The 26,683-nt window shown below is 59.9% G+C and carries 33 protein-coding genes, 1 tRNA gene and 3 pseudogenes; 20 read left to right on the plus strand and 17 right to left on the minus strand.

The annotated features are described in order from the left end of the window. The first annotated feature begins 158 nt into the window (after nt 1-158). Nucleotides 159-833, plus strand: a complete 675-nt coding sequence (locus AC1RGE_RS07360) for a polysaccharide lyase family 7 protein (protein WP_072441566.1) — start codon at nt 159-161, stop codon at nt 831-833. A 64-nt stretch (nt 834-897) separates the two neighbouring features. Here the strand turns inward: AC1RGE_RS07360 and AC1RGE_RS07365 are convergent, their stop codons facing one another. Then, nucleotides 898-1,497, minus strand: a complete 600-nt coding sequence (locus AC1RGE_RS07365) for a GNAT family N-acetyltransferase (RefSeq protein WP_011061704.1) — start codon at nt 1,495-1,497, stop codon at nt 898-900. A gap of 217 nt (nt 1,498-1,714) precedes the next feature. Between AC1RGE_RS07365 and AC1RGE_RS07370 the strand changes: the two genes are divergently transcribed. Then, nucleotides 1,715-2,662 carry a hypothetical protein gene (locus tag AC1RGE_RS07370; RefSeq protein ID WP_258610840.1) on the plus strand — a complete coding sequence of 316 codons (948 nt, stop codon included), beginning with the start codon at nt 1,715-1,717 and terminating at the stop codon, nt 2,660-2,662. Between the two features lie 71 nt (nt 2,663-2,733). Here the strand turns inward: AC1RGE_RS07370 and AC1RGE_RS07375 are convergent, their stop codons facing one another. The 6 genes from AC1RGE_RS07375 to AC1RGE_RS07400 form a co-directional block, all read right to left on the minus strand. Continuing rightward, entirely contained in the window at nt 2,734-3,117 is a 384-nt protein-coding gene (locus tag AC1RGE_RS07375; protein WP_492583779.1) for a c-type cytochrome, read from the minus strand. Nucleotides 3,118-3,600: 483 nt separating this feature from the next. Continuing rightward, nucleotides 3,601-3,921: a hypothetical protein gene (locus AC1RGE_RS07380; RefSeq protein WP_041774282.1), complete on the minus strand. Its 321-nt coding sequence runs from the start codon at nt 3,919-3,921 to the stop codon at nt 3,601-3,603. 265 nt (nt 3,922-4,186) lie between these two features. After that, nucleotides 4,187-4,819: a hypothetical protein gene (locus AC1RGE_RS07385; RefSeq protein ID WP_492583781.1), complete on the minus strand. Its 633-nt coding sequence runs from the start codon at nt 4,817-4,819 to the stop codon at nt 4,187-4,189. A gap of 634 nt (nt 4,820-5,453) precedes the next feature. Further along, nucleotides 5,454-5,540: transfer RNA gene (locus tag AC1RGE_RS07390), tRNA-Leu, on the minus strand. Nucleotides 5,541-5,896: 356 nt separating this feature from the next. Continuing rightward, on the minus strand, nt 5,897-6,097 hold the full coding sequence (locus AC1RGE_RS07395) for a hypothetical protein (protein ID WP_492583783.1): 201 nt from the start codon (nt 6,095-6,097) through the stop codon (nt 5,897-5,899). A 268-nt stretch (nt 6,098-6,365) separates the two neighbouring features. Next, nucleotides 6,366-6,629 (minus strand): DUF1652 domain-containing protein, encoded by a 264-nt coding sequence (locus AC1RGE_RS07400; RefSeq protein WP_015635907.1) that lies wholly within the window; start codon nt 6,627-6,629, stop codon nt 6,366-6,368. Nucleotides 6,630-6,981: 352 nt separating this feature from the next. Between AC1RGE_RS07400 and AC1RGE_RS07405 the strand changes: the two genes are divergently transcribed. Continuing rightward, nucleotides 6,982-7,470, plus strand: a complete 489-nt coding sequence (locus tag AC1RGE_RS07405; RefSeq protein WP_011061709.1) for a P-loop nucleotide/nucleoside kinase family protein — start codon at nt 6,982-6,984, stop codon at nt 7,468-7,470. Nucleotides 7,471-8,077: 607 nt separating this feature from the next. Here the strand turns inward: AC1RGE_RS07405 and AC1RGE_RS07410 are convergent. After that, entirely contained in the window at nt 8,078-8,686 is a 609-nt protein-coding gene (locus AC1RGE_RS07410) for an NAD(P)H-dependent oxidoreductase (RefSeq protein ID WP_492583785.1), read from the minus strand. Between the two features lie 93 nt (nt 8,687-8,779). Between AC1RGE_RS07410 and AC1RGE_RS07415 the strand changes: the two genes are divergently transcribed. The 3 genes from AC1RGE_RS07415 to AC1RGE_RS07425 all read left to right on the plus strand — a co-directional run bounded on the left by AC1RGE_RS07415 (nt 8,780) and on the right by AC1RGE_RS07425 (nt 10,842). Beyond that, nucleotides 8,780-9,421: a TetR/AcrR family transcriptional regulator gene (locus AC1RGE_RS07415; protein WP_011061711.1), complete on the plus strand. Its 642-nt coding sequence runs from the start codon at nt 8,780-8,782 to the stop codon at nt 9,419-9,421. 54 nt (nt 9,422-9,475) lie between these two features. Then, nucleotides 9,476-10,012: a hypothetical protein gene (locus tag AC1RGE_RS07420; protein WP_072441549.1), complete on the plus strand. Its 537-nt coding sequence runs from the start codon at nt 9,476-9,478 to the stop codon at nt 10,010-10,012. A 95-nt stretch (nt 10,013-10,107) separates the two neighbouring features. Further along, a complete protein-coding gene (locus tag AC1RGE_RS07425) occupies nt 10,108-10,842 on the plus strand; it encodes an HAD family hydrolase (protein ID WP_492583787.1) in 735 nt (244 codons plus the stop codon). A gap of 125 nt (nt 10,843-10,967) precedes the next feature. On the opposite strand, the gene AC1RGE_RS07430 is transcribed toward AC1RGE_RS07425, so the two are convergent. Further along, complete coding sequence (locus AC1RGE_RS07430) at nt 10,968-11,453, minus strand: winged helix-turn-helix transcriptional regulator (protein ID WP_011061714.1); 486 nt, start codon at nt 11,451-11,453, stop codon at nt 10,968-10,970. Between the two features lie 116 nt (nt 11,454-11,569). On the opposite strand from AC1RGE_RS07430, the gene fabF reads away from it, so the two are divergent. Beyond that, entirely contained in the window at nt 11,570-12,838 is a 1,269-nt protein-coding gene (fabF, locus tag AC1RGE_RS07435) for a beta-ketoacyl-ACP synthase II (protein ID WP_011061715.1), read from the plus strand. Nucleotides 12,839-12,902: 64 nt separating this feature from the next. Here fabF and AC1RGE_RS07440 read toward each other — a convergent pair whose 3' ends face one another. From AC1RGE_RS07440 to AC1RGE_RS07450, 3 genes are all read right to left on the minus strand, one after another. Beyond that, complete coding sequence (locus tag AC1RGE_RS07440) at nt 12,903-13,370, minus strand: anti-virulence regulator CigR family protein (RefSeq protein WP_011061716.1); 468 nt, start codon at nt 13,368-13,370, stop codon at nt 12,903-12,905. A 132-nt stretch (nt 13,371-13,502) separates the two neighbouring features. Then, nucleotides 13,503-13,736 (minus strand): YceK/YidQ family lipoprotein, encoded by a 234-nt coding sequence (locus AC1RGE_RS07445; protein ID WP_011061717.1) that lies wholly within the window; start codon nt 13,734-13,736, stop codon nt 13,503-13,505. A gap of 69 nt (nt 13,737-13,805) precedes the next feature. Next, nucleotides 13,806-14,309, minus strand: coding sequence for a hypothetical protein (locus AC1RGE_RS07450; RefSeq protein WP_015635914.1), 504 nt, complete (start codon nt 14,307-14,309; stop codon nt 13,806-13,808). A 196-nt stretch (nt 14,310-14,505) separates the two neighbouring features. On the opposite strand from AC1RGE_RS07450, the gene AC1RGE_RS07455 reads away from it, so the two are divergent. After that, nucleotides 14,506-14,751, plus strand: a complete 246-nt coding sequence (locus tag AC1RGE_RS07455) for a hypothetical protein (protein WP_011061719.1) — start codon at nt 14,506-14,508, stop codon at nt 14,749-14,751. Between the two features lie 104 nt (nt 14,752-14,855). Then, nucleotides 14,856-15,497 carry a hypothetical protein gene (locus AC1RGE_RS07460; protein ID WP_015635915.1) on the plus strand — a complete coding sequence of 214 codons (642 nt, stop codon included), beginning with the start codon at nt 14,856-14,858 and terminating at the stop codon, nt 15,495-15,497. A gap of 134 nt (nt 15,498-15,631) precedes the next feature. On the opposite strand, the gene AC1RGE_RS07465 is transcribed toward AC1RGE_RS07460, so the two are convergent. Continuing rightward, complete coding sequence (locus tag AC1RGE_RS07465) at nt 15,632-16,600, minus strand: threonine ammonia-lyase (RefSeq protein ID WP_011061721.1); 969 nt, start codon at nt 16,598-16,600, stop codon at nt 15,632-15,634. 227 nt (nt 16,601-16,827) lie between these two features. On the opposite strand from AC1RGE_RS07465, the gene AC1RGE_RS07470 reads away from it, so the two are divergent. Further along, entirely contained in the window at nt 16,828-17,301 is a 474-nt protein-coding gene (locus AC1RGE_RS07470) for a hypothetical protein (protein ID WP_019093062.1), read from the plus strand. 90 nt (nt 17,302-17,391) lie between these two features. Here the strand turns inward: AC1RGE_RS07470 and AC1RGE_RS07475 are convergent, their stop codons facing one another. Together AC1RGE_RS07475 and AC1RGE_RS07480 are read right to left on the minus strand one after the other, a co-directional pair. Continuing rightward, entirely contained in the window at nt 17,392-17,529 is a 138-nt protein-coding gene (locus AC1RGE_RS07475) for a PA0050 family protein (protein WP_011061723.1), read from the minus strand. A 61-nt stretch (nt 17,530-17,590) separates the two neighbouring features. After that, on the minus strand, nt 17,591-17,731 hold the full coding sequence (locus tag AC1RGE_RS07480) for a PA0050 family protein (RefSeq protein ID WP_003083582.1): 141 nt from the start codon (nt 17,729-17,731) through the stop codon (nt 17,591-17,593). A gap of 291 nt (nt 17,732-18,022) precedes the next feature. On the opposite strand from AC1RGE_RS07480, the gene AC1RGE_RS07485 reads away from it, so the two are divergent. From AC1RGE_RS07485 to AC1RGE_RS07510, 6 genes are all read left to right on the plus strand, one after another. Continuing rightward, nucleotides 18,023-18,496, plus strand: coding sequence for a hypothetical protein (locus AC1RGE_RS07485; RefSeq protein ID WP_015635918.1), 474 nt, complete (start codon nt 18,023-18,025; stop codon nt 18,494-18,496). A gap of 120 nt (nt 18,497-18,616) precedes the next feature. Beyond that, nucleotides 18,617-18,778 (plus strand): DUF2986 domain-containing protein, encoded by a 162-nt coding sequence (locus AC1RGE_RS07490; RefSeq protein ID WP_072441542.1) that lies wholly within the window; start codon nt 18,617-18,619, stop codon nt 18,776-18,778. 442 nt (nt 18,779-19,220) lie between these two features. Further along, nucleotides 19,221-19,784 (plus strand): hypothetical protein, encoded by a 564-nt coding sequence (locus tag AC1RGE_RS07495; protein ID WP_011061726.1) that lies wholly within the window; start codon nt 19,221-19,223, stop codon nt 19,782-19,784. Between the two features lie 25 nt (nt 19,785-19,809). Next, on the plus strand, nt 19,810-20,205 hold the full coding sequence (locus AC1RGE_RS07500) for a hypothetical protein (RefSeq protein ID WP_492583789.1): 396 nt from the start codon (nt 19,810-19,812) through the stop codon (nt 20,203-20,205). A 559-nt stretch (nt 20,206-20,764) separates the two neighbouring features. Next, nucleotides 20,765-21,424 (plus strand): class I SAM-dependent methyltransferase, encoded by a 660-nt coding sequence (locus AC1RGE_RS07505; RefSeq protein ID WP_019093065.1) that lies wholly within the window; start codon nt 20,765-20,767, stop codon nt 21,422-21,424. Nucleotides 21,425-21,431: 7 nt separating this feature from the next. After that, nucleotides 21,432-22,481, plus strand: coding sequence for a hypothetical protein (locus AC1RGE_RS07510; RefSeq protein WP_123577926.1), 1,050 nt, complete (start codon nt 21,432-21,434; stop codon nt 22,479-22,481). Nucleotides 22,482-22,741: 260 nt separating this feature from the next. On the opposite strand, the pseudogene AC1RGE_RS07515 reads toward AC1RGE_RS07510, so the two are convergent. Beyond that, nucleotides 22,742-23,137: pseudogene (locus AC1RGE_RS07515) on the minus strand (DUF1214 domain-containing protein); the annotation flags it as partial. 206 nt (nt 23,138-23,343) lie between these two features. Between AC1RGE_RS07515 and AC1RGE_RS07520 the strand changes: the two are divergent. Both AC1RGE_RS07520 and AC1RGE_RS07525 read left to right on the plus strand, forming a co-directional pair. Beyond that, nucleotides 23,344-24,387: a hypothetical protein gene (locus AC1RGE_RS07520; protein WP_011061732.1), complete on the plus strand. Its 1,044-nt coding sequence runs from the start codon at nt 23,344-23,346 to the stop codon at nt 24,385-24,387. Between the two features lie 139 nt (nt 24,388-24,526). Next, nucleotides 24,527-24,907, plus strand: a complete 381-nt coding sequence (locus tag AC1RGE_RS07525; RefSeq protein WP_492583791.1) for a hypothetical protein — start codon at nt 24,527-24,529, stop codon at nt 24,905-24,907. A gap of 27 nt (nt 24,908-24,934) precedes the next feature. On the opposite strand, the pseudogene AC1RGE_RS07530 reads toward AC1RGE_RS07525, so the two are convergent. Beyond that, a pseudogene (locus AC1RGE_RS07530) lies at nt 24,935-25,143 on the minus strand (2,4-dienoyl-CoA reductase); the annotation flags it as partial. Between AC1RGE_RS07530 and AC1RGE_RS07535 the strand changes: the two are divergent. Beyond that, nucleotides 25,118-25,467: pseudogene (locus AC1RGE_RS07535) on the plus strand (IS3 family transposase); the annotation flags it as partial. The pseudogenes AC1RGE_RS07530 and AC1RGE_RS07535 overlap by 26 nt on opposite strands. A gap of 173 nt (nt 25,468-25,640) precedes the next feature. Then, nucleotides 25,641-26,300, plus strand: a complete 660-nt coding sequence (locus tag AC1RGE_RS07540) for a carbonic anhydrase (RefSeq protein ID WP_492583793.1) — start codon at nt 25,641-25,643, stop codon at nt 26,298-26,300. Nucleotides 26,301-26,683 lie beyond the last annotated feature (383 nt).

Below are 26,683 nucleotides of genomic sequence, written 5' to 3' on the forward strand. Positions count from 1 at the left end.
GGGTCGGTGAGGAACGGGGTCGACAGCCACATCGGCACCGCGGTCTAGCGGCTCCGGGGGCGCTCCGGGAAACAGCTCCCGCTGATGCCGCGGTCCCGCAGCCGCGAGCATCGCCCTGGACGCTGGCCCACCGACCGCCCCGACAAGGAAACCTCCACATGCCGGTAGACATCAGCACACTCGACATCGCCACCCCACTGCCCACCTCGGCCAGCAACCCGCTGGCACTGGAGCTCAACGGCAACCTCGCCCTGGCCCAATGCCCGAGCGTGATCTCGCGCCTGGCAGATGGCTCGATACAACTGTGCGCGCCGACCCGGGGCGCGGCGAGCAAAAGCACCCATCGAACCCGCTGCGAGTGGAAGGAATCCCGCTACTGGGCCCTGAGCAGCGCCGCCGATCATTGGAGCCGCCAGCAGATGACCCTGACCAAGGTCAACTCGGCGCAGAAAGTGGTGGTTGCGCAAATGCATGTACGCGATGACGTGAATCCGGCCGTCAAGGTGTTCTGGGACAAGGGCACCCTGACCTATGCCCTGCGCCAGAGCTTCAACGGCGCCGACCCCAGGCCGCTACTGCTGCTCGGCGGCGTCCCGCTCGACGCGCTGTTCCAGCTCAGCATCCACTGCACCTACGCTGGGCTGATCACCATCGGCGCCAGTTGCAATGGTCAGCAAGCCAGCTCTCCCCCGCACGCCCTGGACTCGACCTGGAATGGCCAGGTATTCGACTTTCATGGCGGGATCTACAACCAGATCGATTTCACCCCCAGCACTCCGGCGGAGGACGGCTCGGCCTGCATCATCAGCCAGCTGTCGCTCAGCCACGCCTAGCACCTGGCTGGGGGGGGGGGGTGCCTTGCGGTAGTCACGCCGTCCGGGTGCTCCTGGCACCTTGTCAGGAAGGTACCTGCTCCTCGCTGCGATCACGGGGCATCAGGGCCAGGTAGTCGGCCAGCGCATCCCCGGCCAGGGGCTTGATCATGATCCGCACCTGGTGCTGCAAGCGCCCCAGCTCGATCCCGTCACGGGTACGCACCTGGGCATAACCGCAGGCATTCCAGAAGCCCTGTGCCCGGGCATTGTCCTGGACCACGCTCAAGCGCAGCCAGCGTGCGCCCTCGCCCGCAGCCCAGGCCTCCAGCTCAGCGTGCAACTGCCGGGCAAGGGAGCTGCCATGACAGGGGGTAGCCAGCATGAACAGGCCTATGTGCCAGACCCCTTGTGCCAACAGGTCGGTGACAATGCTGACGAACGCCAGCAGGCGCCCTTCACTGTCGAAGTAACCGATTTTCCACTTGTGGGTGTAGGACCAGCCCGCTGGCAGTGCATCATCGATCTCGTCGCGCGCCTCGTCCGGCTGCGGCGCTGCACCGTGGACGATATGGAAATACTCCGGGTTCTCGACAAAGAAACGCTGCAACAGCGCTGCGTCATCCAGGGTGATTTCCCTGGGCGCGAGCCCGGTTGCTGATGACGGCAGTAGCCTTGATTGCATGCTGTGGAGCCCCTGGAAAACACTAGGCCGGCAGGTCGGCGACGGATCCTAGCGTCCGGCCAGGTCCTGACGACAGAGTTTATTTGTTGGAAAAATGTGTACCGCCCAGCGCTCGCTTCACAGCGGGCCGCCCTCGCCGCTTTGTTATGATCGGCCCTCACCATGCCCAGCGTTTATCCAGCAGGCCCGCGCCTGCGTTACCCGCGGAATCCAGCCCATGTCCAATCCCTTGTCTTCCCCTGGCTACCAGCGGCTGCTGGCCCTGCAGCAACGCATCCATGAGTTCACTCGGGAGCAGGCCGCCGAGCACGACGACACCGGCGAAGACCCCGCCGGCCCATTGTGGGCCAGCGACTACAACTACCTGGCCCTGGCGCCGATGCGTGACGGCCTGCATCTGGAGTACTACGGCGAGCTATGGGACGAGCCCTTTGCCTGGACCTTGGAATGCCTGGCAGAGCAGAGCGTGGCGGACACCCTCAGCTCGCTGCTGTTTTCCGGTGCCGATGAAGGCGCGAACGGTACCCGCGAGTGGGAGTTCAGCCCCTTGCTGGACAGTGCGGTGCAATTTCCCCGCCTCAGGTCATTGGCGATTCGCCCCACCGAACCTCAGGACCATAACGTTTCGTTGATCCAGAAGGCCGGCACCATCATGGAAGAGGCCGGTGAAATCGCCCGCTGGGTAGCAAAGACCCCGTACCTCAGCGAACTGACCCTGCCCAATGCCCCCAACGCGGACTTCTTCCAGGTCGACCTGCCACACCTTGCGCAACTGCGTATCGGCGCCCATTTCGACACCCAGGGTTTTATCGACAACCTCGCAGGCTCCAGCAACCTGCCGCGGTTGAGCAGCCTGGATTTCAGCGAATCCAGCGCACTTCAGCAAAGCTGGGCAAAAGACCGCGAGGAGCACGCCATCACGTCTTTTACCAGCTATGAAAGATTGTTTGCCAGCCACGCGTGCGACCCATTGCGGGCGCTGCGCTTGCGCAATACCTGCCTGAGCCTGGAACAACTCGAAGCCCTGCAGCGCCAGCGACCCAAACTGCCGATCATGGTGATCCAGGCCACCACTGGCGGTTACGTAAAGAATTTCGCCCGACAGGTATTTCCCTGGCAGCACCTGGTGCAGCCCGACCCGGGCAGCGATGAGCCTCAAGGCTGAAGCGAAGATTGATTGGCCACCGTCTCGGAGCAAGTGGCTCTTGGAACGCTATGCCAACGCATATGAAGAACTCATCGAGTCTTTGAAATCACGTCACTCATGTATTGATTCAAATCGCGAAAATCCTTAACGCTCCAAGCATGCGGGGGCACCTTCACACCGTTCTCCCGCAAAGTTCTGGGAATCAAGTCTCCATTGGGACGCAGTATTACCGACGACACAATCACACCCGGATACTCTTTAAGTCGTTTTTTGAAAGCAGGGGTCGTCAGATCAGGTGTAGGAGGATTGCTCTTATTGGCCAACGGCCCAGTTCCCTTGATATCGGCGCCGTGACACATGGCACATCGTTGCACATAGAGACTCTTGCCATTGGTGTTGTCCGCAAAGGAAAGCGTTGCTTGAATCAGCGAGAGCCCCCCCAGCGAAGCGATGAGCAATGCGTTTATTTTCATTTTTGCATCTGGCCTTATTGTAGAAATCAGATCCCGGAGGCGGCACAGCAACGCTCTGACTCACATCTGAAACGAGAGTCTTAGTCAGCAATAAACATGTGTTTGCCAGAGGTGAACTTCAGCTCAGACGCAGTTCCGCATTTCCTATGCACCCGCGGGGTGGGAAAACACCCCAAAAAACTGTGTATGCAACCAGCGTAATGTGTCCGGTGCTCTATCTCTCCTGCCCAGAAGGATCCAGATCCGTGCCAGGAAGAACAGCCTCCCCCATCGCACACGCCGATGCATGGGTTGAAGCGTCCCGCAGGCGAATACATTCGTTAAGTACTACTGGGGGCTTCTCGGAGGTAGTCCTCCATACGCTTAAACCGCTCCGCCAACCTTGATCTCGGCACCTTCGAGCGGGCACTCCCCAACAGCAGACCGCACCAGCCCTGGCCATAAGGGCTGGAGGGGTAATGGAACCGTAAATGCGCTGTAGGATTACTGCAGGAGGTTAGGCTGGGTGGGAATCAGGTCCTGAATTTGAGCACAAGAGTAGGTGTTGGAGTAGTCATGGAAACGTGGCTTTATTTCGGCGCCATAGGTCACGCACTGGAACGCCGACGAACCTTTTTGCAAGATCAGAAAGTGCACCAGGCCGACTCGTGCTGGCGCCTGGTAGGCCGCCTTGACTTCATAGCCGCTACGCAGCAACTCGCTCACCGGAGTGGTGTCGTCCGCCAGGGAGAATGGGCTAGCGCCTACGAGGCCCAGCAGGGAGATGCTCAGGGAGATTTTTGCAATACGCTTGGTGATTGGCATGAATCCGTCGTCCATGAATGGAAAATGCCAAGTTACCTAAATTCAGCAACCCCGTCACGATCCCGGCCCGATCGAATTGCAGAATTTAGCGACCTGTGGAGCAGTTTGAACAGTCCAGCCCCGGATGCGATCAGCACCCTATGAAACATGCCAATTGGCGCTCGTCCTGGCCGGTGCAGGCCGTTCGAGAATCCGTTTGAAACACCCCGGGCAGTCGAGCGCAGAGCCGCCTCACCTCGATAGTGGCTGGAGAGACGTGCTTCGTTCATTTATCCAGATTCAATAGTTCCTGCATCCGGTCCCCTATCATTCCCCGCAACCACGCAGCATGAAACTCCATCTCCTCCAGAGAAGTGCCCTCGGCCAATCGATATACGAACTCCTTGCCCCTCGGCCTCTGGCACACGACACTAAAATGGCCATCGCGGTCATAACTGGCGAGCACGTAAGGGCAGATACAAATGATGTCGCTAAATGGCACTTGCACTTCGGCGGGCTTGCGAGCGCGACGGGTGACCGTGAGAGTAAGCAGTTGCTGGTTTTCGTCGAACGTGAAGGCCAGCACTCTAGATGCAGAAAAAATCCACGCGAAGACCAGCCCCATGAGCACAACAGACCCACACAGGAGCAGGATGAACGACGACGTTGTGAGGCTAGACCCATCGCGGCTCGGTTCAGCTGGGATCGCTTCGAACCCGAGTAGGAGCAGTAGCGTCAGCACCAAGCCCGGCAACAACCCAAGCACCACAAAGCAGAAACCCAAAATGGCCGCACCCGTGCTTCCAAGGTTCAGCAAGTCCGGGCCGCGATGCCAAACAGGTGGATGAACGGCAGGGTTTTCAGCGCTTGACGCAACTAGAGGCGTTGCGATGCGGTGAGGTGGACTTTGACCATCCATCTAGCAGGCTCCAGAGATGTAGCGTAGACGGTACCACTACTGCCAGATAGTTCGGCCTAGAGTTACCAGGCTTTTTTCACCACCTCTACTTGCGAACTTCCCCCAAAGAACCACCGGCAAATACCTGGCGATCAGGGCGCCAACAAATAGACGCACATAGCGGATTCATCGATGCTGAAGGGGCGCAAGCCCTTCTCTGCCGCAAGAGCATGCCAAGTATCCGAGCGCTGAGTTGATTTACCCGCCTACTCGACAACTAGTAACAGTGTGATCTATCAATCAAGATCAAGTTGCCGCCATGCTATCCGGCACACGCTCTTGCTCGCCTGATCAAGTAGTAGGCGATCCCCAAGGCAATGATTGCGGGCCCCACGTTATCGAGCTTTGTAGCACCATCGGCCAAATGTCGCCCGGCCTGCACGAGCATGAGGACAGCACCGACATACAGGATCGCCACCTTAAAACGCTTCCAGCTCATTTAGCCCTCCCGCTTTGGAGATGACCGAACAGTGCACGCGCAATCGCAAGGGCAAGAAGGTCTCACCCACAAAGCGAATTGCGGAGCAGTATTTGAAGTTGCGAATTGATTCAGAGTAAGGCTCACTCAAAAAACCGTGCAAGCCCTTGAAATAGATGGTGCCCGAAGCCGGAATCGAACCGGCACGCCCTTACGAGCGGGGGATTTTAAGTCCCATGCGTCTACCAGTTTCGCCATTCGGGCGGTAGCGCGATAACGCGGCACTGGAACATTCAATCGGCATCAGGCCGTCCAGTGCTTGAAGCAGGGAGTGGAATATATACATCCAGTCCTTGTGAAGCAAGGTCGAAGCCGGCAAAAAAGCCCGGTTCCCGACTCGCTGTCGAGGGTAAAAAAACTCGGTAAATCAGAGATCTACAGCGTCATCCCGAGGTTCAACCAGGGGCCACACGGCCTCTCGCCAATTCCCTCAGCGGCGGCAAGACTAACATGGCGCTATAAGCCAACCAACTGATTTTTAAAGACTTATCCTGAAATGACAGCCTCGGACGAAGCTCCTGCCAGCAATGTCCAGCAAGAGCTTCCTCCCCGGGCAGCTCTCAAGCTTGCGCGGAAAAACTCAAGGAGAGCTTGAGCGCGTCGTCCTTGGCGACCGTCTGCTCGGCCTCCAGATGCGCCGCGAACTCCTGCTCCACAGGCGCCTCGGGACCTTTGACTTGAGCAACCGAGCGGTTGTGTTCCAGTACTTTCGAGAGTTGGGCGTAGCTGTAGTTGGCGGGAGGCGTATTGCCGATGTTCATGAAGACCTTCCTTGAATGGGTAAAGACCAAGCCAGGTGCAGAAAGCCTCGAGCACCGCCCGAGTTGCGCACCCTTGGGTGAAAATGGCGAGGGAGGTTAACAGCTATAACCAGAAAGACGTACATCAAGCGCCTGTGGAGTTCGCCCAGTACAGATGACCTCGCCATCCATGAACCGGTAAAGAGTCATAGATACTGGGCGAACGCTGTAACGCTATGCCCTCGCAATGACATGTTCAACTGTCAGCAATACGCGCCTCCCCGCCCCCTCAGCCGGCGTAGTGGGTGAAGGCCCCGGCAAAGGCTCGGCGCCCTGCCCGCAATTCGGTACGCAGCTCGCCAATCAGATTGGAAATGTCGCGCACGCTGGTGAGTTCGGCAGTGGAGACACCGGTGAGCAGCAAGTCCACCCGGCCCGACTCTGCATCGTAGATCTTGATGGTCAGGGAGCCGTTGGGGTTCAGGGCGCAGGCGCAGGACAGCGGGAGAAAGCCGGACTCCAGTATGTGGCAAAGCTCGCTGGTAGAGAGCATGGCTTCTCGCCTGTATGGGGGAGGTGAAGTTCGCCCGTTCAGGATAGGCCTGTATGCGCTTTTGTGTATCAGAAAAAACACAGAGAAATGTTAACTACCCCGCAGTTATCGAATGCCTGCGCAGTGCCTCAGCGCTTCGAAATGATGAAGGCTTGTGCATGGCCGGGCTGTTTTTTTTCGTGGCGACTCTGTAGTTTCCACTACATGAACCCGATCCCCCGGCCTGGCCTCGCAGCGATTATTACCCCCTTCATCAGCAAGGTGGGCTAGCGGCCGTCCAGGCTGTCAAGAACCCGCCTCGGAGGCGGGGTTGACCACCACTCTTCTGAGGCAACTACCCCAGGAGAAAACCATGAAGCACTCATCACCCGCCGTACTGCATTTACTGTGCGGCAAGATCGCCTCGGGCAAGTCCACCCTGGCCAGGCAGCTGGCAGAGGCGCACGGCAGCGTCCTGATCTCTGAAGACCAGTGGCTGGCAGGCCTGTATCCGGAGCAGATTCATTCGATCGCCGACTACCTGCTCCACGCCCAGCGCCTGGCAAGTGTGCTGGAACCGCTGGTGATCGCCATGTTGCGCGCTGGAACCTGTGTCGTCCTGGACTTTCCCGCCAATACCGTCGCCCAGCGAACCTGGCTGCGAGCGCTGGCGGACCAGGCCGGCACCCCTCATCAATTGCATGTACTGGATGTGGATGAAGCCCAGTGCAAGGCAAGGCTGCGCGAGCGCAATCGTCTGGGCGATCACCCGTTTGCCGCCAGCGACGAGCAGTTCGAACGGATTAGCCGCTACTTCGTGCCGCCTCAGGAGGAGGAAAGGCTGCACATCGTTCGGCACTAGGCTATCGGCAGTCACGGTCGGGTGAGCCAGGTGCCCGATCGTGAATCCTGTGCATCCAGCCCATGGGAAAAAGCGGCCCGTGACAAATTCCAGGCAAAAAAAAGCCCAAGTAGCTGATGGACACTTGGGGCTAAAAATGCATAAACCGTGGTAGGTGAACGCAGGGCTATAGTAACGGAATCGTACATTCTGTAACAACATATTTTGAGAAAAAAACCACAAATAAAATCACCTAAGTCATTAAATATCCACACTTTTTTTGAGTATTTGGATTTCAGGACAGGTTTCTGGAAGGCCTCTATCAGTGTCGGAGCCGCGAAAAAAAGGTGCCAGCCACGCACCTGCAATGCTTCGTGAAGCATTCAACAAAATAGCGTTGAAAATTCACAGAATCGCAACAGACAGATAACAGCAGCCACCTTAAATTGCCGGCACCCGTCCGAATGGAATGTGCCGGTATGAATGAATTTCTTGATGCCCTGCCCTTGCTGCTCTGCCTGACGACCTTCGCCTGGTGCTGCTGGGGCTAGAACCAGCCCGACCTTCGACCGCGACCACCGCCCGCCCCCCTTCCCGCCCTGCCCCTCTGGATATGCCTGGCAAAGCCTTACACCGGCTCGGCGAGCCTGTGGGCGCTGAACAAGGCCTGCCCGATAGCCCGGGCCCTTTGCAGATTGGCGGCTTGGGCGCCGGACTCCGATTCGTACAGCAACTGCGACGTCAGCACACTGGCCCCGCAGTAATCGAAGATCCCGTGATCAATCTGAGCCTGCATCGCTTCGAGGTAACGGTGACGCTCATAGGTACCGGCATCAGCCCCAGCCACCCCCACCAGATGCACCCGAAGGCGCCCCAGCTTTTTCACCAACCTGGCATCGGCCTGGAAATCAAACGCCCAGCCATTGCTGAACACCCGGTCGATCCACCCCTTGAGCAGCGCTGGCATGGACCACCAGTAGACCGGATAGACCAGTACCAGAGCATCAGCGCGATCGATCCGGGCCTGCTCGGCGAGAACGTCACCAGGAGGGGTGACCTGGGTTCTGTGTACCGCAATATCTGCAGCGCCGAAACGCGGCTCGAAGCCTTCGCTCCAGAGATCGGCAAGCTCGAAGGAGTGCTCCGCAGACTCGGCCAGGCCTTCGGCAATCTGCCGGGCAAGGCTGTGGGTCAGGGACCTGGGGTCGTGATGGGCAAAGACAAGAAGTGCGTGCATGGCGACTACTCCCACAAGCGCATTGCGCTGATTGCAGAGGATTTATATACTTTTAGTAAGTTACGACCAATAACCTACCTTTGGTATATAAGCATGTCAAGCCGCCAGAACACCGATACCTCACCGCGCCGTCGCCTGACACGGGAACAGCGCCTGCAGCAGTTGATGGGCGTGGCCTGGCAGATAGTTCGCGAACAAGGCACCGAGGCCCTGACACTGGGGCACCTGGCAGAACAGGCCGGTGTCACCAAACCCGTGGTCTACGATCATTTCGACACTCGGGCGGTACTCCTGGCGGCCCTCTACCAGGACTACGATCAGCGTCAGACCGCACTCATGGAGCAGGCGCTGGAGACTGCCAGCCCCACGCTGGCGGCTCGCGCCGATGTGATTGCCGCGTCCTATATGGATTGTGTGCAGCGCCAGGGCCGTGAAATCCCTGGGGTGATCGCCGCCCTGGCCAGCTCGCCGGAGCTGGAACAGACCAAGCGTGAATACGAGGCCACCTTCCTGGAAACCTGTCGAGGTGCCCTTGAGCCCTTCGCGAACGGCGCCGTGATAGGCACCGCGGGCCTGCGGGCCATGCTCGGCGCCGCTAAAGCGCTGTCCCATGCCGCCACATTGGGAGAGATCAGCTTCGGCCAAGCCCAGGAAGAGCTCTGCGACACCATCGTGGCCATGGTCGAAAGAGCCCGCGCCAGGCAACGCACGCCGGCATCCGGCGCTTCCCGTTAATTGTGAACCGACCCTTGAAAACACGACCCGAAGGGGTACCGCAAGGACGCTGCAATGCTATTGACCCAACTGGAACTGCTGGACGAACTGCTGCAACGCTATCGCGGCGAGCTGGGCAAGGATTTCACCGGCTATCGCAACCATGTGTACCGGGTCATCAACTTCTGCCACCTGCTTACAGGCACTGATGCCCTGCAGTTGCAGAAACTCTCCATTGCCGGAGCCTTTCATGATCTGGGGATCTGGACCGCCGGGACCTTCGACTACCTGCCACCCTCGTTACACCTGGCCGAAGCCTATCTGGAGGAAATCGGCAGGCCGGAATGGGCAGCCGAGGTGCTGCCAATGATTGAACTGCACCACAAGATCACCCCTACTGCCGCGCAGCCGGGTAGCCTGGTGGAAGGCTTTCGCCGCGCCGACTGGATTGATGTCTCCCTGGGCATGCTGAGCTTTGGTCTATCGCGCCAGGATCGGCGTCGAGTGTTTGCCGCATTTCCCGATGCCGGCTTTCATCTGCGCCTGGTTCAATTGTCCGCCAGACGGCTGTTGACCCGTCCCTGGAACCCCCTTCCCATGCTGCGTCTGTAGACCTGTAGCAGAAGCATCCACTCGGAACGCGTAGACTGCAGCGATCCCAGGCAAAACCGGCCGCGCATCCACGGCCGCCATCAATGAGAACACCCATGCCGCCCCACCCGCCAACCGGCCCCCTCGCCCCCACGGGCTTGCCATCCCAGGCCCTACAATCCGTAGCCCAGGCGCTTGCCCCGGACACCATCGGGATCAACCCCGATGCCAGCCAGGTGCTCTCGGTGTTCGATTTCGACGGCACCCTGACCCGCCATGACAGTTTCGTACCCTTTCTCAGGTTTGCCTTCGGCCACCGCCAGTTCAACCGGCGGATACTCGGCCTGGCCCTGCCCAGCCTGAGGTTCCTGATACGCCGGGTCGATCGCGACCAGCTCAAGGCGCAACTGATCAGCACCTTCCTCACGGGCGTCGAAGCCGCCTGGCTCCAGCAGCGGGCAGAAGCTTTCTGCCAGCAGGCCTGGAGCCGACTGATGCGCCCGGCGGGCCTGCAGGCGGTGGCCCAGGAGCTGCGCTCAGGCGCCCTGGTAACCCTGTGTTCTGCCTCCCCGGCCCTGGTCCTGCAACCTTTCGCCACACGCCTGGGGATCAGCTTGATCGGCACCGAACTGGAGGTGGTCGACGGCATACTGAGCGGGCGTATCACCGGCAACAATTGCCGTTGCCAGAACAAGGTCCTGCGCCTGGAAAGCGTCTACGGTCCGCTGAACCAGTATCGACTCCGGGCCTGGGGCGATACCCGCGGCGACCGTGAGCTGCTGGCTGCAGCCCAGGACGCCCACTGGCGGCACTTTCACCCTTCCTGGCGGCGCGGGCAGCGAGCACGCTGAGACGCCGGCCAGCCTGCGGACGATAACGCCCTGGCGGCCACCAGCCAGAATCTGCTGGATACCCCAGAACCTGGCCGTCGCACAGCAACCCGCCGCACCCGCGGCATCGAACCAGCCGCCAGGGCTCAGTCAGCCGTAGCCCCCAGGCGCTGGCGCATGCTGGCACTGGCCGCGGGCCCGGCTTGCACCGTGCACGCCTGCAATGCCACCAACCGGCCGCTGGCGACCTCCGCCATCACAGGCTGTACCGCAAGCCCGGTTTCCCGCTCGACAAGTTGCACGCTCTCACCTTCGGGAGCGTAGTGACGATTGCCCCAGGCCACAAAAGCCATGAGCACCACGCGAAAGTCCTCGCCCTTGGCCGTGGGCACATATTGATAGCGCAGAGGGCGCTGGCTGTAGGCCTCACGCACGAGCAACCCATCCTCCACCAGGGAATTGAGACGCCGGGTCAGCATGTTCGGGGCGATCTCCAGGCTGCGGGCAAACTCGTCGAAGCGCCGCAAGCCATGCAAGGCATCGCGCATGATCAAGATGCTCCACCACTCCCCCACCCGCTCCAGGCCTCGGGCGATCGGACACTCGGCTTCAATCAGACTCTTTCGTTGCATGGCTGGCTCCTGCACTGCACCTCGGTAATTATGGATTCGGATGTTACTTTCATGATGATAGTATCGTCCACGTTTCGTTGTTCCCCAATCACGTACGCTGAAGGAGCAGGATCCGCATGAGCAAACGCATCGTAGTCACCGGCATGGGCGCAATCACGCCACTGGGTTGTGGAGTCGAACAGGTATGGCGGCGCCTGCTGGCAGGCCAGTCCGGCATCCGCTCGTTACCGGAAGAACTCATCGGCGAGCTGTCGACCACCATCGGCGGCCAGGTGCCCGACTCGCTCCAAGACCCGGAGGCCGGCTTCGACCCGGACCAACTGCTGGCCCCCAAGGAACAGCGCAAGATGGATCGCTTCATCCTCTTCGCCCTGGCCGCGGCCGAGGAAGCCCTGGCCCAGGCCGGCTGGAAGCCGGATACCGCAGAAGCCCAGGAACGCACGGCCACCATCATTGCCTCCGGAGTGGGCGGCTTCCCGGCCATCGCCGAGGCGGTACGCACCACCGACAGCAAGGGCCCGCGCCGCCTGTCGCCGTTCACCATTCCCTCGTTCCTGAGCAACATGGCCGCCGGGCACGTGTCGATCCGCCATGGTCTCAAGGGCCCCCTGGGCGCGCCGGTGACCGCCTGTGCCGCCGGGGTCCAGGCGATTGGCGATGCCGCGCGGATGATCCGCGCCGGGGAAATCGACATCGCTGTGTGTGGCGGTGCAGAGGCGGCCATCCACCGGGTCAGCCTGGGCGGCTTCGCCGCAGCCCGCGCCTTGTCCAGCGAATTCAACGACACCCCGGAACGCGCTTCCCGTCCGTTCGACCAGGCTCGGGATGGTTTTGTCATGGGTGAAGGCGCCGGCCTGCTGGTCATCGAGGAACTGGAACATGCCCTGGCCCGCGGCGCCCGGCCCATCGCCGAGCTGGTGGGCTACGGCACCAGCGCCGACGCCTACCACATGACGGCCGGCCCGGAAGACGGCGACGGCGCCCGTCGCGCCATGCAGCAGGCCCTGCGCCAGGCCGGTATCCAGGCATCCCAGGTGCAGCACCTCAATGCCCACGCCACCTCCACCCCCGTGGGTGACAAAGGCGAGCTGGCTGCTATCAGAACGGTGTTCGGCACCGACAGTGGGCTGGCCATCAGCGCCACCAAATCCGCCACTGGCCACCTGCTGGGTGCGGCCGGAGGAATCGAGGCGATCTTCACCATCCTCGCCCTGCGCGATCAGATCGCCCCGGCCACCCTCAACCTGGAAAACCCGGACAGCGCCGCCGCAGGGCTGGACCTGGTCAGGGGGCAGGCTCGCCAACTGGCCATGCAATACGCACTGTCCAATGGCTTCGGCTTTGGCGGGGTGAATGCCAGCGTGCTGTTCAAGCGCTGGGAATAGCCCTTCGGGCCAGGGCTCCCTGCCGGGGTTTGAGTTGCGATTGGCTGAAACCCCGGCAGCCCCATCAGTTCAACACGTCATTCAGCACTTCGTAGATGACCCCGCTGGCAATGGCCACCAGGATCAGGTCCGTACCGGCCTGCCGCCACTCATACCCCTCATAGCGTGGCAGTTGCCCGAGCAGCCGGCTGTCCAGCTTCTTGGCGATGCCTGGTGGAAGGGGTTTGCCACGGGCCAGGTTCTTCTGGATACCGGGAGGCAACGCCGGTCCCGGGCTCCAGTAATCACGGTGCCCACCCAAGATGCCGAGCACGTTGCCACGATCGATGCTCGGGCCATGGCTCCAATCGTCAGCAGCAGGTTTCTTGCCCTTGCCGTGGCCCTCCCGGTTGCCCTGGCCACGATCATCCTGGGCGCCCTGCTTGGAATGGCCTTGCCCCTTGCCCCCGCCCGGATCGGCCAGTACCAGGGGGGAAGCCACAGCCAGGAACAGGCAGGCAAGAACGGTAACAAGCGGACGCGATGTGTGCATGGTGGTTCTCCTCAGGCAGCGATTGCCAGAATTAACTCTAGACGGCCTTTCTATCCTGGGGTCGCCCCCGCCCCTGAGCACGGATCGGCCCGCCCACTCACCTGACCGCTCAGCCCAGCTGAACCTCGAGAATCAAAGGCTGCAACTGTGCTGGTATTCAAAGGGAAACATCAGCGTATCCACCACCCCGGAAAACGGCGCATCCAGCGCCAGAAACGGCCAGAGCACGCCGTTGTTTTCCTTTGCCAGGGCCCAGTCCATGCGCACGCCGATATAGGGACAGGTGTAGGGAGTGGTTCGGGTCATCAATGCCGTGCACCCGCTCAGCCCCAGGGTCAGCACCAGCCACAACAGACTACGCAACACGTAACGTCCTTATTACTTGCATCGGCAAGCACCATGGGTGCTGCATGACCAACGCTTCAGAGATCGAGATCAAGCCTTGTAGTCGCAATGGATCTGCAGGCTTTCGGTAGGGTTGCGATGAATCTGAAAACCGCACTGCCCCAGGGTGGCCTTGACCTCCTCCACTACCGCCGAGTAGCGCGCCTTGCGCTGTTCCTGGCGGGCCGGCGAGGTAAACACACCCAAGGGCAGAAAGCGCAAGCGCTTGCCATCGAGGACGATGGACAGGTCGACATGAGTGCCGTCCACGTCATGGCCATTGGAGCCGAAAATATCCTCCAGCTCCTGCTTTCGCCGCGGGTAACACAGGCAGAAAAGCCGGATGCCCAGCCAGCGCGACAGGGTTCTGAAAAACCCCAGGCAACTGCTGTTGGGTTCGTAACCCCGGGTTACCAGCAGTTGCACGGAGCGAGGCAGTCTCGACTGGACCTCAAGCAGTTGGGCGAAGACCCGGGCATCTATCGAGACCTCTGAAGACGGCCAGCGTGGCCCTATCCTCAAGCCCTGGTGATCACCCTTTTTCAAAATCAGCATGCAGATCAAATCTGGTTTCCAGGCGGACCAGAATGGTACACAGAGCGGCCCCTGAGCGCTGGAAAATCGCCGTACAAAAAACCAGCTCACTGGCGCAACTCCCCCCTTTTCTCCCCGTGACAGCCCACCGACGGTTTAGTTAAACTGCTAGTGGCTCATAGCCATTACCCTTCATCACAGTGACCGCAGGGGCTGTATGTACGACTTAACGAATCTGGTCATTGTCGATAGCCGCTTCGGCTTGAACGTCTTGCAGGTCACCGCGGACCTGGTTGCCGGGGCACTGGAAGAACTGCTGCAAAATTGCGCAAGCGGCGCGAACATCACCCAGAAACTGGATTACTCCATCCTGAGCATCTACCAGGACAAGCTTGAAGCGGCCATCCGCGATATGAGCCTCCCGGTCCTCCCCATGCTCAGTGCTGCCGACAGCCTTTGCTGACAAGCCGCCAACAGGGGATGGCCGGGCTGAGGTTTCCTGGCAACGCCTGAGCAAACCCTTTACATTGCCCGCCGGCCCCCCCTCTTGATTAAGGACAGATCAACATGAAGCTTGTTTACGCCCTCTCACTTGCAGCGCTTGCCCTGGTTGGATGCGACAAGAAACCCGAGCCGGTGGCAACCGGCCAGGCAGGCGCTGCCGCCCAGTGCTTCAAGGACACCGATTGCAAGGGTGATCGGATCTGCGAGACCGGCAAGTGTGTATCGCCACAGGCGGCTCCTGCCCTCGGCGAGCGCCCCGCCCCGACAGTCGCCACCCAACCGGCCCCAGAAGCGCCCCGGGTCAGCTACGTACCGCTGATCATCAGCGGCGACGACATCGGTGGCGTATTCACCACCAGCACCCGCGAAATGGGCGGTTCGGCCATCAACTATGTATCCCGCGCCGGTGTCGTCAACGTGATGGACTACGTGGTTGAAGACCCGGACCTCACAGGATACGTCGCCGTCGAGAAAGCCTATGCCTTCGGTGGCAAGTATCTGCTGGTGGTCTCCACCGGAGAAGGTGGCGCCAGCTGCCCCGCCACCACCTACGCCTTCACCTTTGACAGTGCCTCGGAATCGGTGACCGGCAAGATGGAAATCAACAACTGCTCGGAGCTGGTCGAAAGCCTGGCCGATGGCAACAAGCTGATCGTCAAGAAAGAAGACGTACAGCACGTTTTCTACAATGGCGATGTGAAGTAGGACCTGCACGGCTGGCTGGCCAACCTGGTGCGCTGAGAGGGCTGCTCGCCCCCTCTCAGCGCCGGAGCGCGTACGTCAGCCAGCACTCGCTTTCGATAGCGAGCGACCTGTTACAGACATCACCCTGGGAATGTTCAGGAAATTCCCGCATAGGCAGCCCATTTCGTCATGTCTTGAAGGGATATGTTCCCACCACAGACGACAAGGCCAATAACCGCGTCGGCAGGCAGCCTGGGCGCGGTGGCAATGACCGCGGGCACAAGCGCGCCAGAAGCCAGCTCAACCCATTGCCTTGCCCCTTGCGCAAAGGACAGCATGCCCTTGATCGCCTCTTCGTCAGGGACCACAACCATGTCTTCGACATAGTGGCGAGCGTGGGCAAACATCAGCTCGTCGATGATCGGAACGCCAAGGGTGGAGACGATCGAACTGACGTCGATATCCACCGGCCTGCCCGCCTGCAAGGCCTGGCTCATGGAGTGTGCGCCGGCGGTCTCTACGCCCCAGACCCGGATCCCGGGCTTGATCGCCTTCAAGGCCGTGGCCACCCCCGCCAGCATCGCCCCGCCGCCGACCGCGACAAACACGTCGGTCAGGGATGGGCAGTCGGCAATGAACTCAAGGGCCAGTGTTCCATGCCCCTCGGCAATCAGCGTGTCGGCGCAATCGTCGATCACCACATAGCCCTCTGCCTCCAGGGTCTTGGCCCGAGCAAAGGCAGCATGCACATCCGCTTCGACAATGACCGTACTGCCGGAGGCGCGAATGCGCTCGACCGACGAAGACGGCGCGCTCTCGGGCATGATCACCGTCACCCTGGCGCCGAAGCGCTTGGCCGCCTCGCCGATGGCAATGCCGAAGTTACCCCCACTGACGGCGACGAAGTGGCTATCGCTCAGGCCCTCCTGCAACGCCGAGAACTTGTTGAGTACCCCGCGGGCCTTGAATGAACCACCGGCCTGCAGGTTTTCAAGCTTGAGAAAGACAGGTCGTTCAACCATGCCTGCCAGCATTGAACTTTCCACCGTCGGCGTACGAACTACCGATCCATCTATCCGCTGCGCTGCTGCAACGATGGATTTGAAATCAATCAGCTGAGTCATCTGGGGCCAATATCCTTGGTCTGAATGTGTGCAGGACTCCCAACGTCCGTGCCTGGCCAGCTTCGCCAGCCGCGATGAACGCTACAGGACAAACCGGGGAATACGCCACCTATTCAAGAGTTATGGCCAGCCGATGAGCAACCTGGAGTAGCTCATGGATCATCGCTGCAAAAACAGCGTCGCCCAGTGGTAGGCTAGCGGCCCTCCACCACCAGGAAGCCTTCCCAGTGACGCCCATCATCTGCGCCAACGAGTTCGACATCTGTGTTTCCATGCCTGACTTCGTCACCTGGGCGCAGGACGAGCCTGTTCCCAACGCCGATCTGGCGGCGGCATTGCACACCCTGGGAATCGCTCTCGACATTCGCAAGCTGTACACCAGCTACTTCGACGAAACCCCGGTTGGCGCTGGCGACGTCCACATTTATCCGGGTACCGAAAGTGCAAGCCTACTGGTCATCGATCTCTACCGAGACCCCACCGACCAACTGGATATCGTCAGTATTTCGTTGAAGATAGAACCTCTGTTGCTGCCCTTGGCCCTGCCTCATCTACGAGGTTTTTTTGATGCTGCCGAGTGCCAGGTCGCCTTCAGGCAGTCCAGCCATTCACAGCAGTTGCGCGCGCTGATCGATGAAGCCCGATACCCCGCCCCAGCCGATGAAAACGGCTATCGGCAGCAGCTGATTGCCCATCTTTGAAGAACCGGCCACAGGCCCTTCGGCACCTGCCGATCAAGCCCAAGGCAGAAGCAGGCCCGACCTGGGCCGGGCCTGCCATTGGCAACTAGCTCAAGGGCATTCGCAGGTGGACGGACCGAATACCGGGCCGCTGCACGGATCTTCGGACGGGCCGAACACCGGGCAAGAAGCCTGGGCCGTCAGGGTGAAGCCCCACAGCAGCAATACCGCCAACATCACTTTTTTCATTTGCGACCTCCTGGTCAGTCATCCAGTCACCCATGCCCCCTGACGAGGGCACGGACATTCATCAAGGGCATTCGCAGACCGTAGGCCCGAGCACCGGGCCAGCGCACGGATCCTCTCCCGGCCCCAGCACCGCGCAGTCGGCTTGCGCCGTCAGCGAAAACATCCACAGCAGCAGCGAAGCCGCCAGCATTTTCCTTTTCAACCTGACCTCCTTGGTCGAGACCTCGATAGTGTTCTGTGCCCTGCTCTGTCACCAGAGGCGGACACAGGCCCCCTGTATGGCATGACGCAGGCTCAGTCCGCGCGCCCTGCCGCCGGGCCCGAGACAGCAAAGACCACTGCCGGCGATTGCGCCAGTGTGGCGTGTTGTCGCGCCTGTATGGCCGGCGCAAATCAGCGCACGGCGGCTCTTCAGCACAATCTTGCACTGGCCATGCCGATATTTTTCAGATTATCTTTTGCCGAAAATCCAGGAACACAAGGAATCTGTGTCATGCCTTCACTCAAGCTCGTATGCCTTGCCCTCACGGTTCTGACCATCAGCGCCTGTGCCATCCCAACAGCCAAGACCGAACCCAACGACGTCGAGATCGCCGCCCAGAAACTGGTGGGGCAGCCGGCCAAGAATGCGTTTCAACTGTTCGGCAGGCCCGACCAGGGCATGGGGCCTTCTTCCTACGGCAGTGGAGGTTTCTACCTGTGGAACCGAGTGCAGACCCATACCACGCCAGAGAAGGTCTTCGTGCAGACCGGCGTCGAGTACGTCGGCCAGAAGGAGACCTGGGTAGGCATTGGCGGTGGCGGAGTCGGCGGCATGATGCCGGTGGGGAGCGAAGCGGTCTATCGCAAGACCGGGTATGAGGAAAACCGGACAGTGCTCGATTACTTCTGCAGCATCACCCTGTACACCGATAGCCAGAACATCATCACCGATGCCAGCGTAATCGACTGCAACAGCAAGAAGTGATCGGGTGATCCAGCTAAACAGGGCCGCCCCCCAATCTTGTGCCACCAGGGTTCACCCCGGGTGGCCGGCCTGCCCCCCTTAGCTGATATCATTCGGCAACTTACCCGCCGAGTCGCATACATGAATCGCCGCAAGAAAATCAACCAACTGCTGAAGGCCAACGCCAAGAAGGCCAGCGCCAAACTGGCACCGAAGAAGAAGTGCACCTACATCAGCAAGGCCGACCGCTTGAAGCTGGCGGCTGAAGCCGTTCAAGACCCGGTCATCGCACCCGAAAGCTGATCCAGCCCCCCCAACAGCCTTGGCCGCCGTAGCACACTGCCCCCCTCCCTGAGCGGCCCTGGCCTTTACCTGAATTCACCCTGCCCCCTCGGGCCTGAACGCTCCATCGACCTCCTGCGGCCTGCCCTGGGAAGCTGCCCGCCGCAGTTTCCGCGGCTCTGCTCGATAGCGGCAATACGCCATTAGCACATTTGCCCTAATCGACCCACGACGCCCGGCGCACCTATATTTCTACCCTTGAGCGGCCCACCTGCTGCCACGAACAAGAAACTCGAGGGGCGCCCTCTGGTCATCGCAGCCACTCACCAGAGTCCGCCCTGCCCATCGCCCGATACAGCCCCTGAGCTTGGCCACTCACCGTCTTGCCAACGGACTGAGTTGATTTTTCTTCACCCGTAAGCACCACCTCCAGGTGCCCACAACAGCAAAGGATTGTTGCCCTATGCTCACCTCCCTCAGACCCTGGCTGCCCGCCTTGCTGCTGTGCAGCCCGCTGGCTGCACAAGCGGAAAGTGCCCCGGCCGGCGACTTCTGGATGATTCATCACCAGGGCAGCCTCAACAAGAACGAAGCCTTCATCGTCGACGGTGAACCTTCCAACATCTTCCTGCGCAAGGGCGGTGTCCGTTCGCTGGGCGTCTATCAGCTCTACGAAGAAGGCGGCAAGCCAACGATGACCGCGTATGACGTCGAAGTCGACTGCGCGAAGAACCGGGTGCGCCTGAACGGCGCGCAGAACTACAGCAAGTTCTTCAACGACTTGCGCCCGAAGAAGGTTTCCACTCAATGGCAAAAGCAGCCCGAGCCCTGGATAGCCCAGACCCGGGACTTCCTCTGTCATCCGGAGCAGCGCCAGGCGAAGCAGATGTATCCGCTCGGCAAGATGCCTACCTCGCAGATGATTTCGGCCGCTCCGGGGCTGTTCCAGTTAATGAATCACGAGCACACCAAGACGGCCATCCTGAAGATCGTCGACCAGGCATTCGATCAGATGCCCGCCAAATGAACGCACTATTTATGGAGAGCGTGCGATGAAAAGACTGCTCGCACTGGGAATATCCGCCATCCTGCTCAGCGGATGCTCGGCCATTCCGACCCTGCCCGAAGCCCAGGCCCGCAACTACTGGAAGAACCGCCCGGTTGGCGAGGCGATCGAGCACTTTGGCGTCCCCAACCAAGTCGCCACCGCCCCCGAAAAGGACTGGGTGGTACTGATCTATAAACGCGACACCTCGTACACCTCACGCGAAGCGCTCGGCACCTACACCGGCCCACAGAACGGCCAACTGGTACACGCTGAATACTGGGGCGACGTGACCAACTCAGCCAGCTGCGAAATCCGCGTCGCCATCAACCGCGCCAGGCAAGTGGACTACCTGCTGACTCGAGGCCGATGCGCCGGCATAAAGCTCAAGCCAGAAGCCTGACCCTCCACGACCTCGACCCGGGTGGCCAGAGCCACGCCGGGCCAGGGGTCTGCTCCTGGCCCATGGCCAACCTCCATAGCGGCGGCACCAGATGATCTACTGGGCGGTATAGCTCGCGTGGCATCGAACAACCATTCCAAATTTGACCTGTCGCCACGGCTACAGCACTATCCGCCTGCCGAAAAACGTGTAGGGGTCGTGCTCGATGGCAGGGCGGCGAATTACGCTGCCACGAGCTACTCCCGCAGGTTCAAATGGCGGGCTACCGGCTGATCAATCTGCAGTCACCCCGGACAGCGCAGGGGAGGCTCGCAGGGGAGTATCGCAAGACCCAAGGTTAGCTTGGCCAGTGTCGCCTTGCCCGGCACGGTAGCGGGCGAACACTGCAAAGGATTGTTGGGAGCTGTACGTGGGCGACAGTTACCTGGCAACAGTTTTTATGACAAGTTGAGCCCCCTAGGCCCCAGGGTGTTCACGTACTAATCATTTATTTACGGTGCCTGGAGTCCGGGCATTTAGTGCCGAGGTATTTATGGGATTGCTTGATAGAGATTTTAGGTTGGACAGTGGTGAACGACTCACCGCATTGCACCCGGATGCACTCCCGCCCGATGCCATCGCTCGCTATGAATTCGCACGCGAGGTCCTCGCCGACCTGCCGGGGCCGCTGCTGGGCGCCGATATCTTTTGCGGCAATGGCTATGGCACTCATCTGCTGGCGCAATCCCTGCCCTGCTTCATGCACGGCATCGACGGCTCGGCCGAGTCCATTGACCTGGCTAACCGCAATTATGTCGATTTGAACGTACTGTTCAGCCAGAAATTTTTCCCGTTTTCACTGCCAGCCAACCACTTTGATTTCATTGTGTCGATCGAGTCCATTGAGCACGTCGAGCAGGGCGAAGCGTTCTTCGGGTTGATGGTCCATGCATTGAAGCCCGGCGGCCGATTGATTATCTCCGCACCCAACTCACAGGTTGTGGACCTGAGCAAAAACCCCTACGCGTGGCACTACAAGCACTACACCGTGGAAGAGTTCCTGAGCTTGGGCGAACGGCATGGTTTGACCCTGATGACCTGGCTGGGGGCCGACTGCACATTGGTCAATCCAAGTAGCGGAAAGGTGGTCTCGGGCAATTACTACAGCCCCCATAGCGGTGCTTTGACCGCAGGCCGTATCGGCGATACGCAAACTTTTTACTTCCAGAAACCACAGTGAGCCCGGCATGACTGTTCGCAAGAAACTCTACTTTATCGGTTGGGATTACAGTACGCCGCGATCAGTGCCCTTCAAGCGCGCGTTGCAGGATCTGGACTTCCCTTGGGAACCGGTGGCGTTGGTGCACGACAAGGTACTGATTGATGCCGTTGATGGCATTCAACTGATGACCACTGAAGACTTCCTGGCGCAATGCATTCCGGGACAGACGACGGCCCTGCTGTTTTCTCACGATGAGCAGCAACGCAGTCTGTGGCAACGCCGTGGCCGTGACCACGGTATTCAATGGGTCGACCAGGGCGAGTTGCTGATGGACTACGCCGCGCTGTTGAGCGACAGCGGGCGATCCCGGGATCTGGGGACGATGATCCTGCCGCAGGCATTCGACTCGGCAGCCCGTGACGCACTCAGGGCTTTTTGCGGGTGCTGGCCTGACGCGAAGTCCAACCAGACCTTCGAGGCGTATCTGAGCTTTCTTGATACCGGGTTGGCCACTCGGCTGTCCGAGGTCATGCAGCCCCTGAGTGAGCATCCGTTTTATCAGGCTGCCGCTCAAAGGCAGTCCATGCAGCCTTGCGAAACTGAAAACACCCTGGTTTGGGAGATAGCACCCAAGCGTACGGCCTTTCTTGAGCAAGCCGTATTGCAGTCCCCGAGCAAGCGCGTCAATTACGCATTCTCTGCCATGAATGCCGCAGGCATTGCCGGCGAGGCTGCCAGGCTTAAATTGCTACTGCAGGGCCTGGGTATTTCACCTGCTGCGTCCTCCGTTCACAGCGAGGGTGGGGAGCTGTTCCAGACAGGCGTCGACGGCTTCGATTTGCCGGATATCGCGGCGCCGCGCAAATGGCTGCATCTGCAGGTTGATGATCCCGCCACCCTGCTACAAGCGCTGTCTCAGCACACTCGCGAGTTGCTGGCACATGTGCGAGTAGGTCTGCGCCCGACGCAACTGCTTCAATTGCTGGAGCGTCATCCCATCGACAGCATGACATTGATCTGCGACAGGCCCGGCCCACTGGGATTACAGGTGACAATCAATATAAAGGGGCAGTGAGCGAACTCCCCGCTCTGTGCAAATCACCCACGGGTCGACAGTCACTATGGCTGTAATCGTCCGGCCTGATCCCAACGCTCAGGGAAATGGTGTCCACCTATTGAAGTGGGCACCATTTAGCCTGATTCAGGCATACCTGACGGCTATTAATGAATGCTCAACGCTATCGCGCAGAGGGTTCAACGTACCGCTCACCGGCTACCCTTCGAAAAGCGTTGTTCGCATTGGCCGTCTTATCGGGCACGACACGAGCACACTCATCACTGCTTGAGCAAATCACTCGGTTTCCAGCTCTGGTCAAAGAATGCCTGCTTGGGCCCGTAAAGCCGCACGATCACCAGGAAGCCCTTGTCCGGTACGGTCTTGATCCAGTTCTTGCCCTCACCCGGAGATTTCGGGCCAAAGTAGATATCGGTGGAGCCGTCGCTGTTCTGCACCGGCTTATCCATCTGATTGAGAGACGGGAACGGCTGGCCGTTGTCCAGGCCCGAGGCGGTCAGGTTGTCGTAGGCGGTCACCGACCAGAACAACGCCGCGGGTACATTTGCCGGCAGGTTGAGCTTGTAGGTCTGGGCACCGTCGAGGAACTTGCCGTCGGCATCACGGGTGGTCGCGGGATACTTGGCACCGGCACCGACCATGTTCATGACGTCCCCTCCCTGCCTCTACCTGCGCGAGTCGTTATGGGCCTGCGAAGTCGAATTCGCACAGCGTTCAGAGTTCGATATGTGAGGTGAATCACAGCGTATTCTTGCTCTTTGCGCATGCCATCGGACCGGCCTTCCTAAATATTGCGCTCTACCCTCAAACCAGTAATATTGCTGTTCAACATCCCCTGCCAACGCCCATCAAGGATTGATACATGAAACTGTTCCGGCAGCGCTCTGCCCTACCCGCCGCGTTGCTCCTCGCTCTTTCCCTCTCCGGTTGCGTCTCCGATCTCGATTCGGGTGCCTACGGCAGCATGGACGATCCGCGCTACGCGCAGCTGTTGGACCAGGTGGACGCAGCACTCAAGGCGAACATGGCGGTGGTGCTGGTGGCGGACGTGATGCCGCACAAGTCGCTGAGCGATGCGCTGACCATGACTCAATGGACGCCGACGGTGATCTGGGAATACGAGAAGGATCCGAAGGTGACCTTCGGCCGCAAGTTCCAGACCAACGCGCTGCAGAGGCCGCCTGGCGAAACCTATCTGTTCAAGGCCTTCGAGGTGCACATCCTGCCACCAGGCAAATACTTGCTGACCGGCGGCGACGACTACCAGATCCACGGCTTGCTCGACCAGGTCGGCGCCCGCAGCGGCCCACCCGGTTCGGGCCATGGCGCCAACGGGACTGCCTACCTGTCCCCCGAGCTGTACCGCGAGTATTACAGGGAAGAGGTCTGGAAGGACGCGACCTATGGCAGCGAGACCAAGACCGAAGGTGTCTGTACCGCCGTGCTCAGGGCTTCGGGTGCCTGCGTGAGCTGGGGTGAACAGCAATATACCCAGACGACGGCGCTCTCCCCGGGCGGCTATTACCAACAGACCGATTCTCGCGACGTTCCCGCGATCAAGGTCCAGGCGCGCCTGCCGGTCGACAAGGCGCTTGCCAGTTTCACCATCCAGGGCGGCCAATTGCTGCTGGCCCCACGCATGCACCTGAAGACCCCTGGCTACAAGTACCAGCAGTCGAAGTGCCGGGCGATCGACCCGAAGAAAATCGAGTGCCCTCTCGACAACCTGACCGTCTACACCTGGCCGGCGCCCATGAGCTTTACGCAGAATCTCATCGAGCAGCGCAACCTGAGCGAGAAGCACCGGCAGTTGCTGTCCAGGCTCCAGCCCATGCAAATCACGCCGCTGGGCAAGCAAGGCATGGAAGACCCCATCTGGGGCGTGCCGTTGTCACTGGCCAAGTAAGACCAGTCCGGGGGGATGGGCGCCTCATCGAGTACCGTGTCGAGCATGCGCTCGGGGGCCTGTTTGCCTGAATTCGGCACGCCCCCAGTGCAGGCCGGCCGACTGCCCACTTGCCCCTCTTGGCAATCGGAAGGCTGCGATGAATAAACGTGTCCCCGCCCTGATTTTCTCATCCGCCTTGCTGGCCGCATGCGGCCCCAACAAAATTGTCTACGACCTGCCTTCACCCAGCGGGAAATATCATGTGCAAGTACGCCAGTGCCCGCAAAGCGGATCCATCACATGGAGCGAGAAGCTCCAGGTCTCGGTACTGGAATCCGGCGTATCGGCAGCCTGCCAATCTGCGGTGCAAGCCTTGGCTCAGTTCGACGCCAATGAGGCCGCAAGCCAGCTCCAGCTCGAATGGATTTCAGATACTGAACTCAGGGCCTGGCTGCCAGGCTTCAACCTCGACTACGGACCATCATCGGCAACCTTCAAACACGACAATCCGGTCAAGGTGACTTTCTCGCCCAAATAATGAGCGGTGGGTTTGCGAGGTATCGACTTACATCGAACGCTTCTCTACCCAACGTCGATATTGGCGGGTGCGAAAGGCCATGGCGAGTTGTTGCAGCACCAGCGCACGCAACGGCGACACGCTCGGATCGTTTTTTTGGCCCGGCTGAGTTTGCGTAATTGATACTTGACCACCGCCATATTGGCCAAGGCCGCAATGGCCTTGTTTTTCCAGGTGATCGGCGGCAGTTGCGGCGCAAGTCTCCATACCAGTGATTTGGCCATTGATTCGTTATTGGTGGTGGTTTGGAGACCTAAACCGAAGTAGCAGGCAATGGTTCACTACGACCTGGGCAACCTGTACAGCAGCTTCGATTAGCGCATTCTTTTGAGGGCGAAGAATTTAGTTGCCAGCAAAAGTCGCCGAGACAACTGTCATGACAACGCCGTGGCTGAAAGCTTTTTCCAGCTTTTTAAAGAGGGGACGAATCAAGCGGAACATCTACACCACGGGATTTCAACAATCAGCGGTCACCGATAGCGCTTGAAAAGCATTACGCAATGAGCTCTCAAGGTGTCTAAAAAGTCGGAGCGATTCGCCTAGCCAGTCGACACCAAAGTCAGTCCCGGATCGCCGCCCATCATTGATCGAATACAGCCAATGCGAGCGACGTCTGCGATAATGACGACCATAACGACGCGAAGGCCTATCGAATGCCCGTGTCAGCACCCTGAATTCGGCTTTGGAGGACTCCATGCGTGACATTATTGACGGCTTTCTGCGCTTTCAACGAGAGGTTTATCCGCAACGCGTCGAGCTTTTCAAGCAGCTAGCGACGGAACAAAATCCCAAGGCGTTGTTCGTCACCTGCTCGGACAGCCGTGTTGTGCCCGAACTCCTTACACAACGCGAACCGGGCGAACTGTTCGTGATTCGCAACGCCGGCAACATTGTTCCGTCGTATGGTCCTGAACCCGGCGGCGTCTCGGCTACGGTTGAATATGCGGTTGCAGTGCTCGGTGTAAAAGACATCGTGATCTGCGGCCATTCCGACTGCGGAGCGATGGGCGCGATTTCACGCTGCACGTGCCTGGATCATCTTCCTGCGGTCGCTAACTGGCTACGCCACGCAGACGCGGCGAAAGCGATTAACGCAGCGCATGAATTCGACACGCCTCGTGCAAAGCTCGACGGTCTCGTGCGCGAAAACGTGATCGCGCAACTCGCGAACCTGCGCACACATCCATCGGTGGCACTTGCACTCGAGCAGGGACGCATGAATCTGCACGGCTGGGTCTACGACATCGAGGCAGGGTGCATCGATGCGCTGGATGGTGCGACACGCCAATTCGTTTCCCTTGCTGATTCCCCGGCAACAATTGCGATTGCTGCGCGCAACGGCAGACAAATGTAATGGCGACCGACAAGTGAAGATGACCGTATTACTTGCGGCGTACTTTCGCCCAAGCCAAGGTTAGCGAAACACTACCGGAAAAGTTTAGGCGCTCGCCAGCCGCTTGAATGACGGTTCGGCGGGACAGGTGCCCGATCACGTTGTGCTCCCACTACTTGGGTTGTCGAACAGACTTGGCCTGGTCGCCGATGAGTATGGGTGACCCACATGTTCATGGGCGAATACTAGGAGCAAGGTGTTGCGCTGAAACGCCGCCAGAGGAGCCTTGGCGGGCCGAAACTCTCGCCCCCCCCCAAAAAAGCCGGTTCGGCCACATGATCCAAAGCACTGAAACTGTTACGCCCGGCCATGCCAGGACATCCACATACATTTGATGGAGCAGC

It is taken from the genome of Pseudomonas sp. GW823-FHT02C05 (assembly GCF_058797595.1).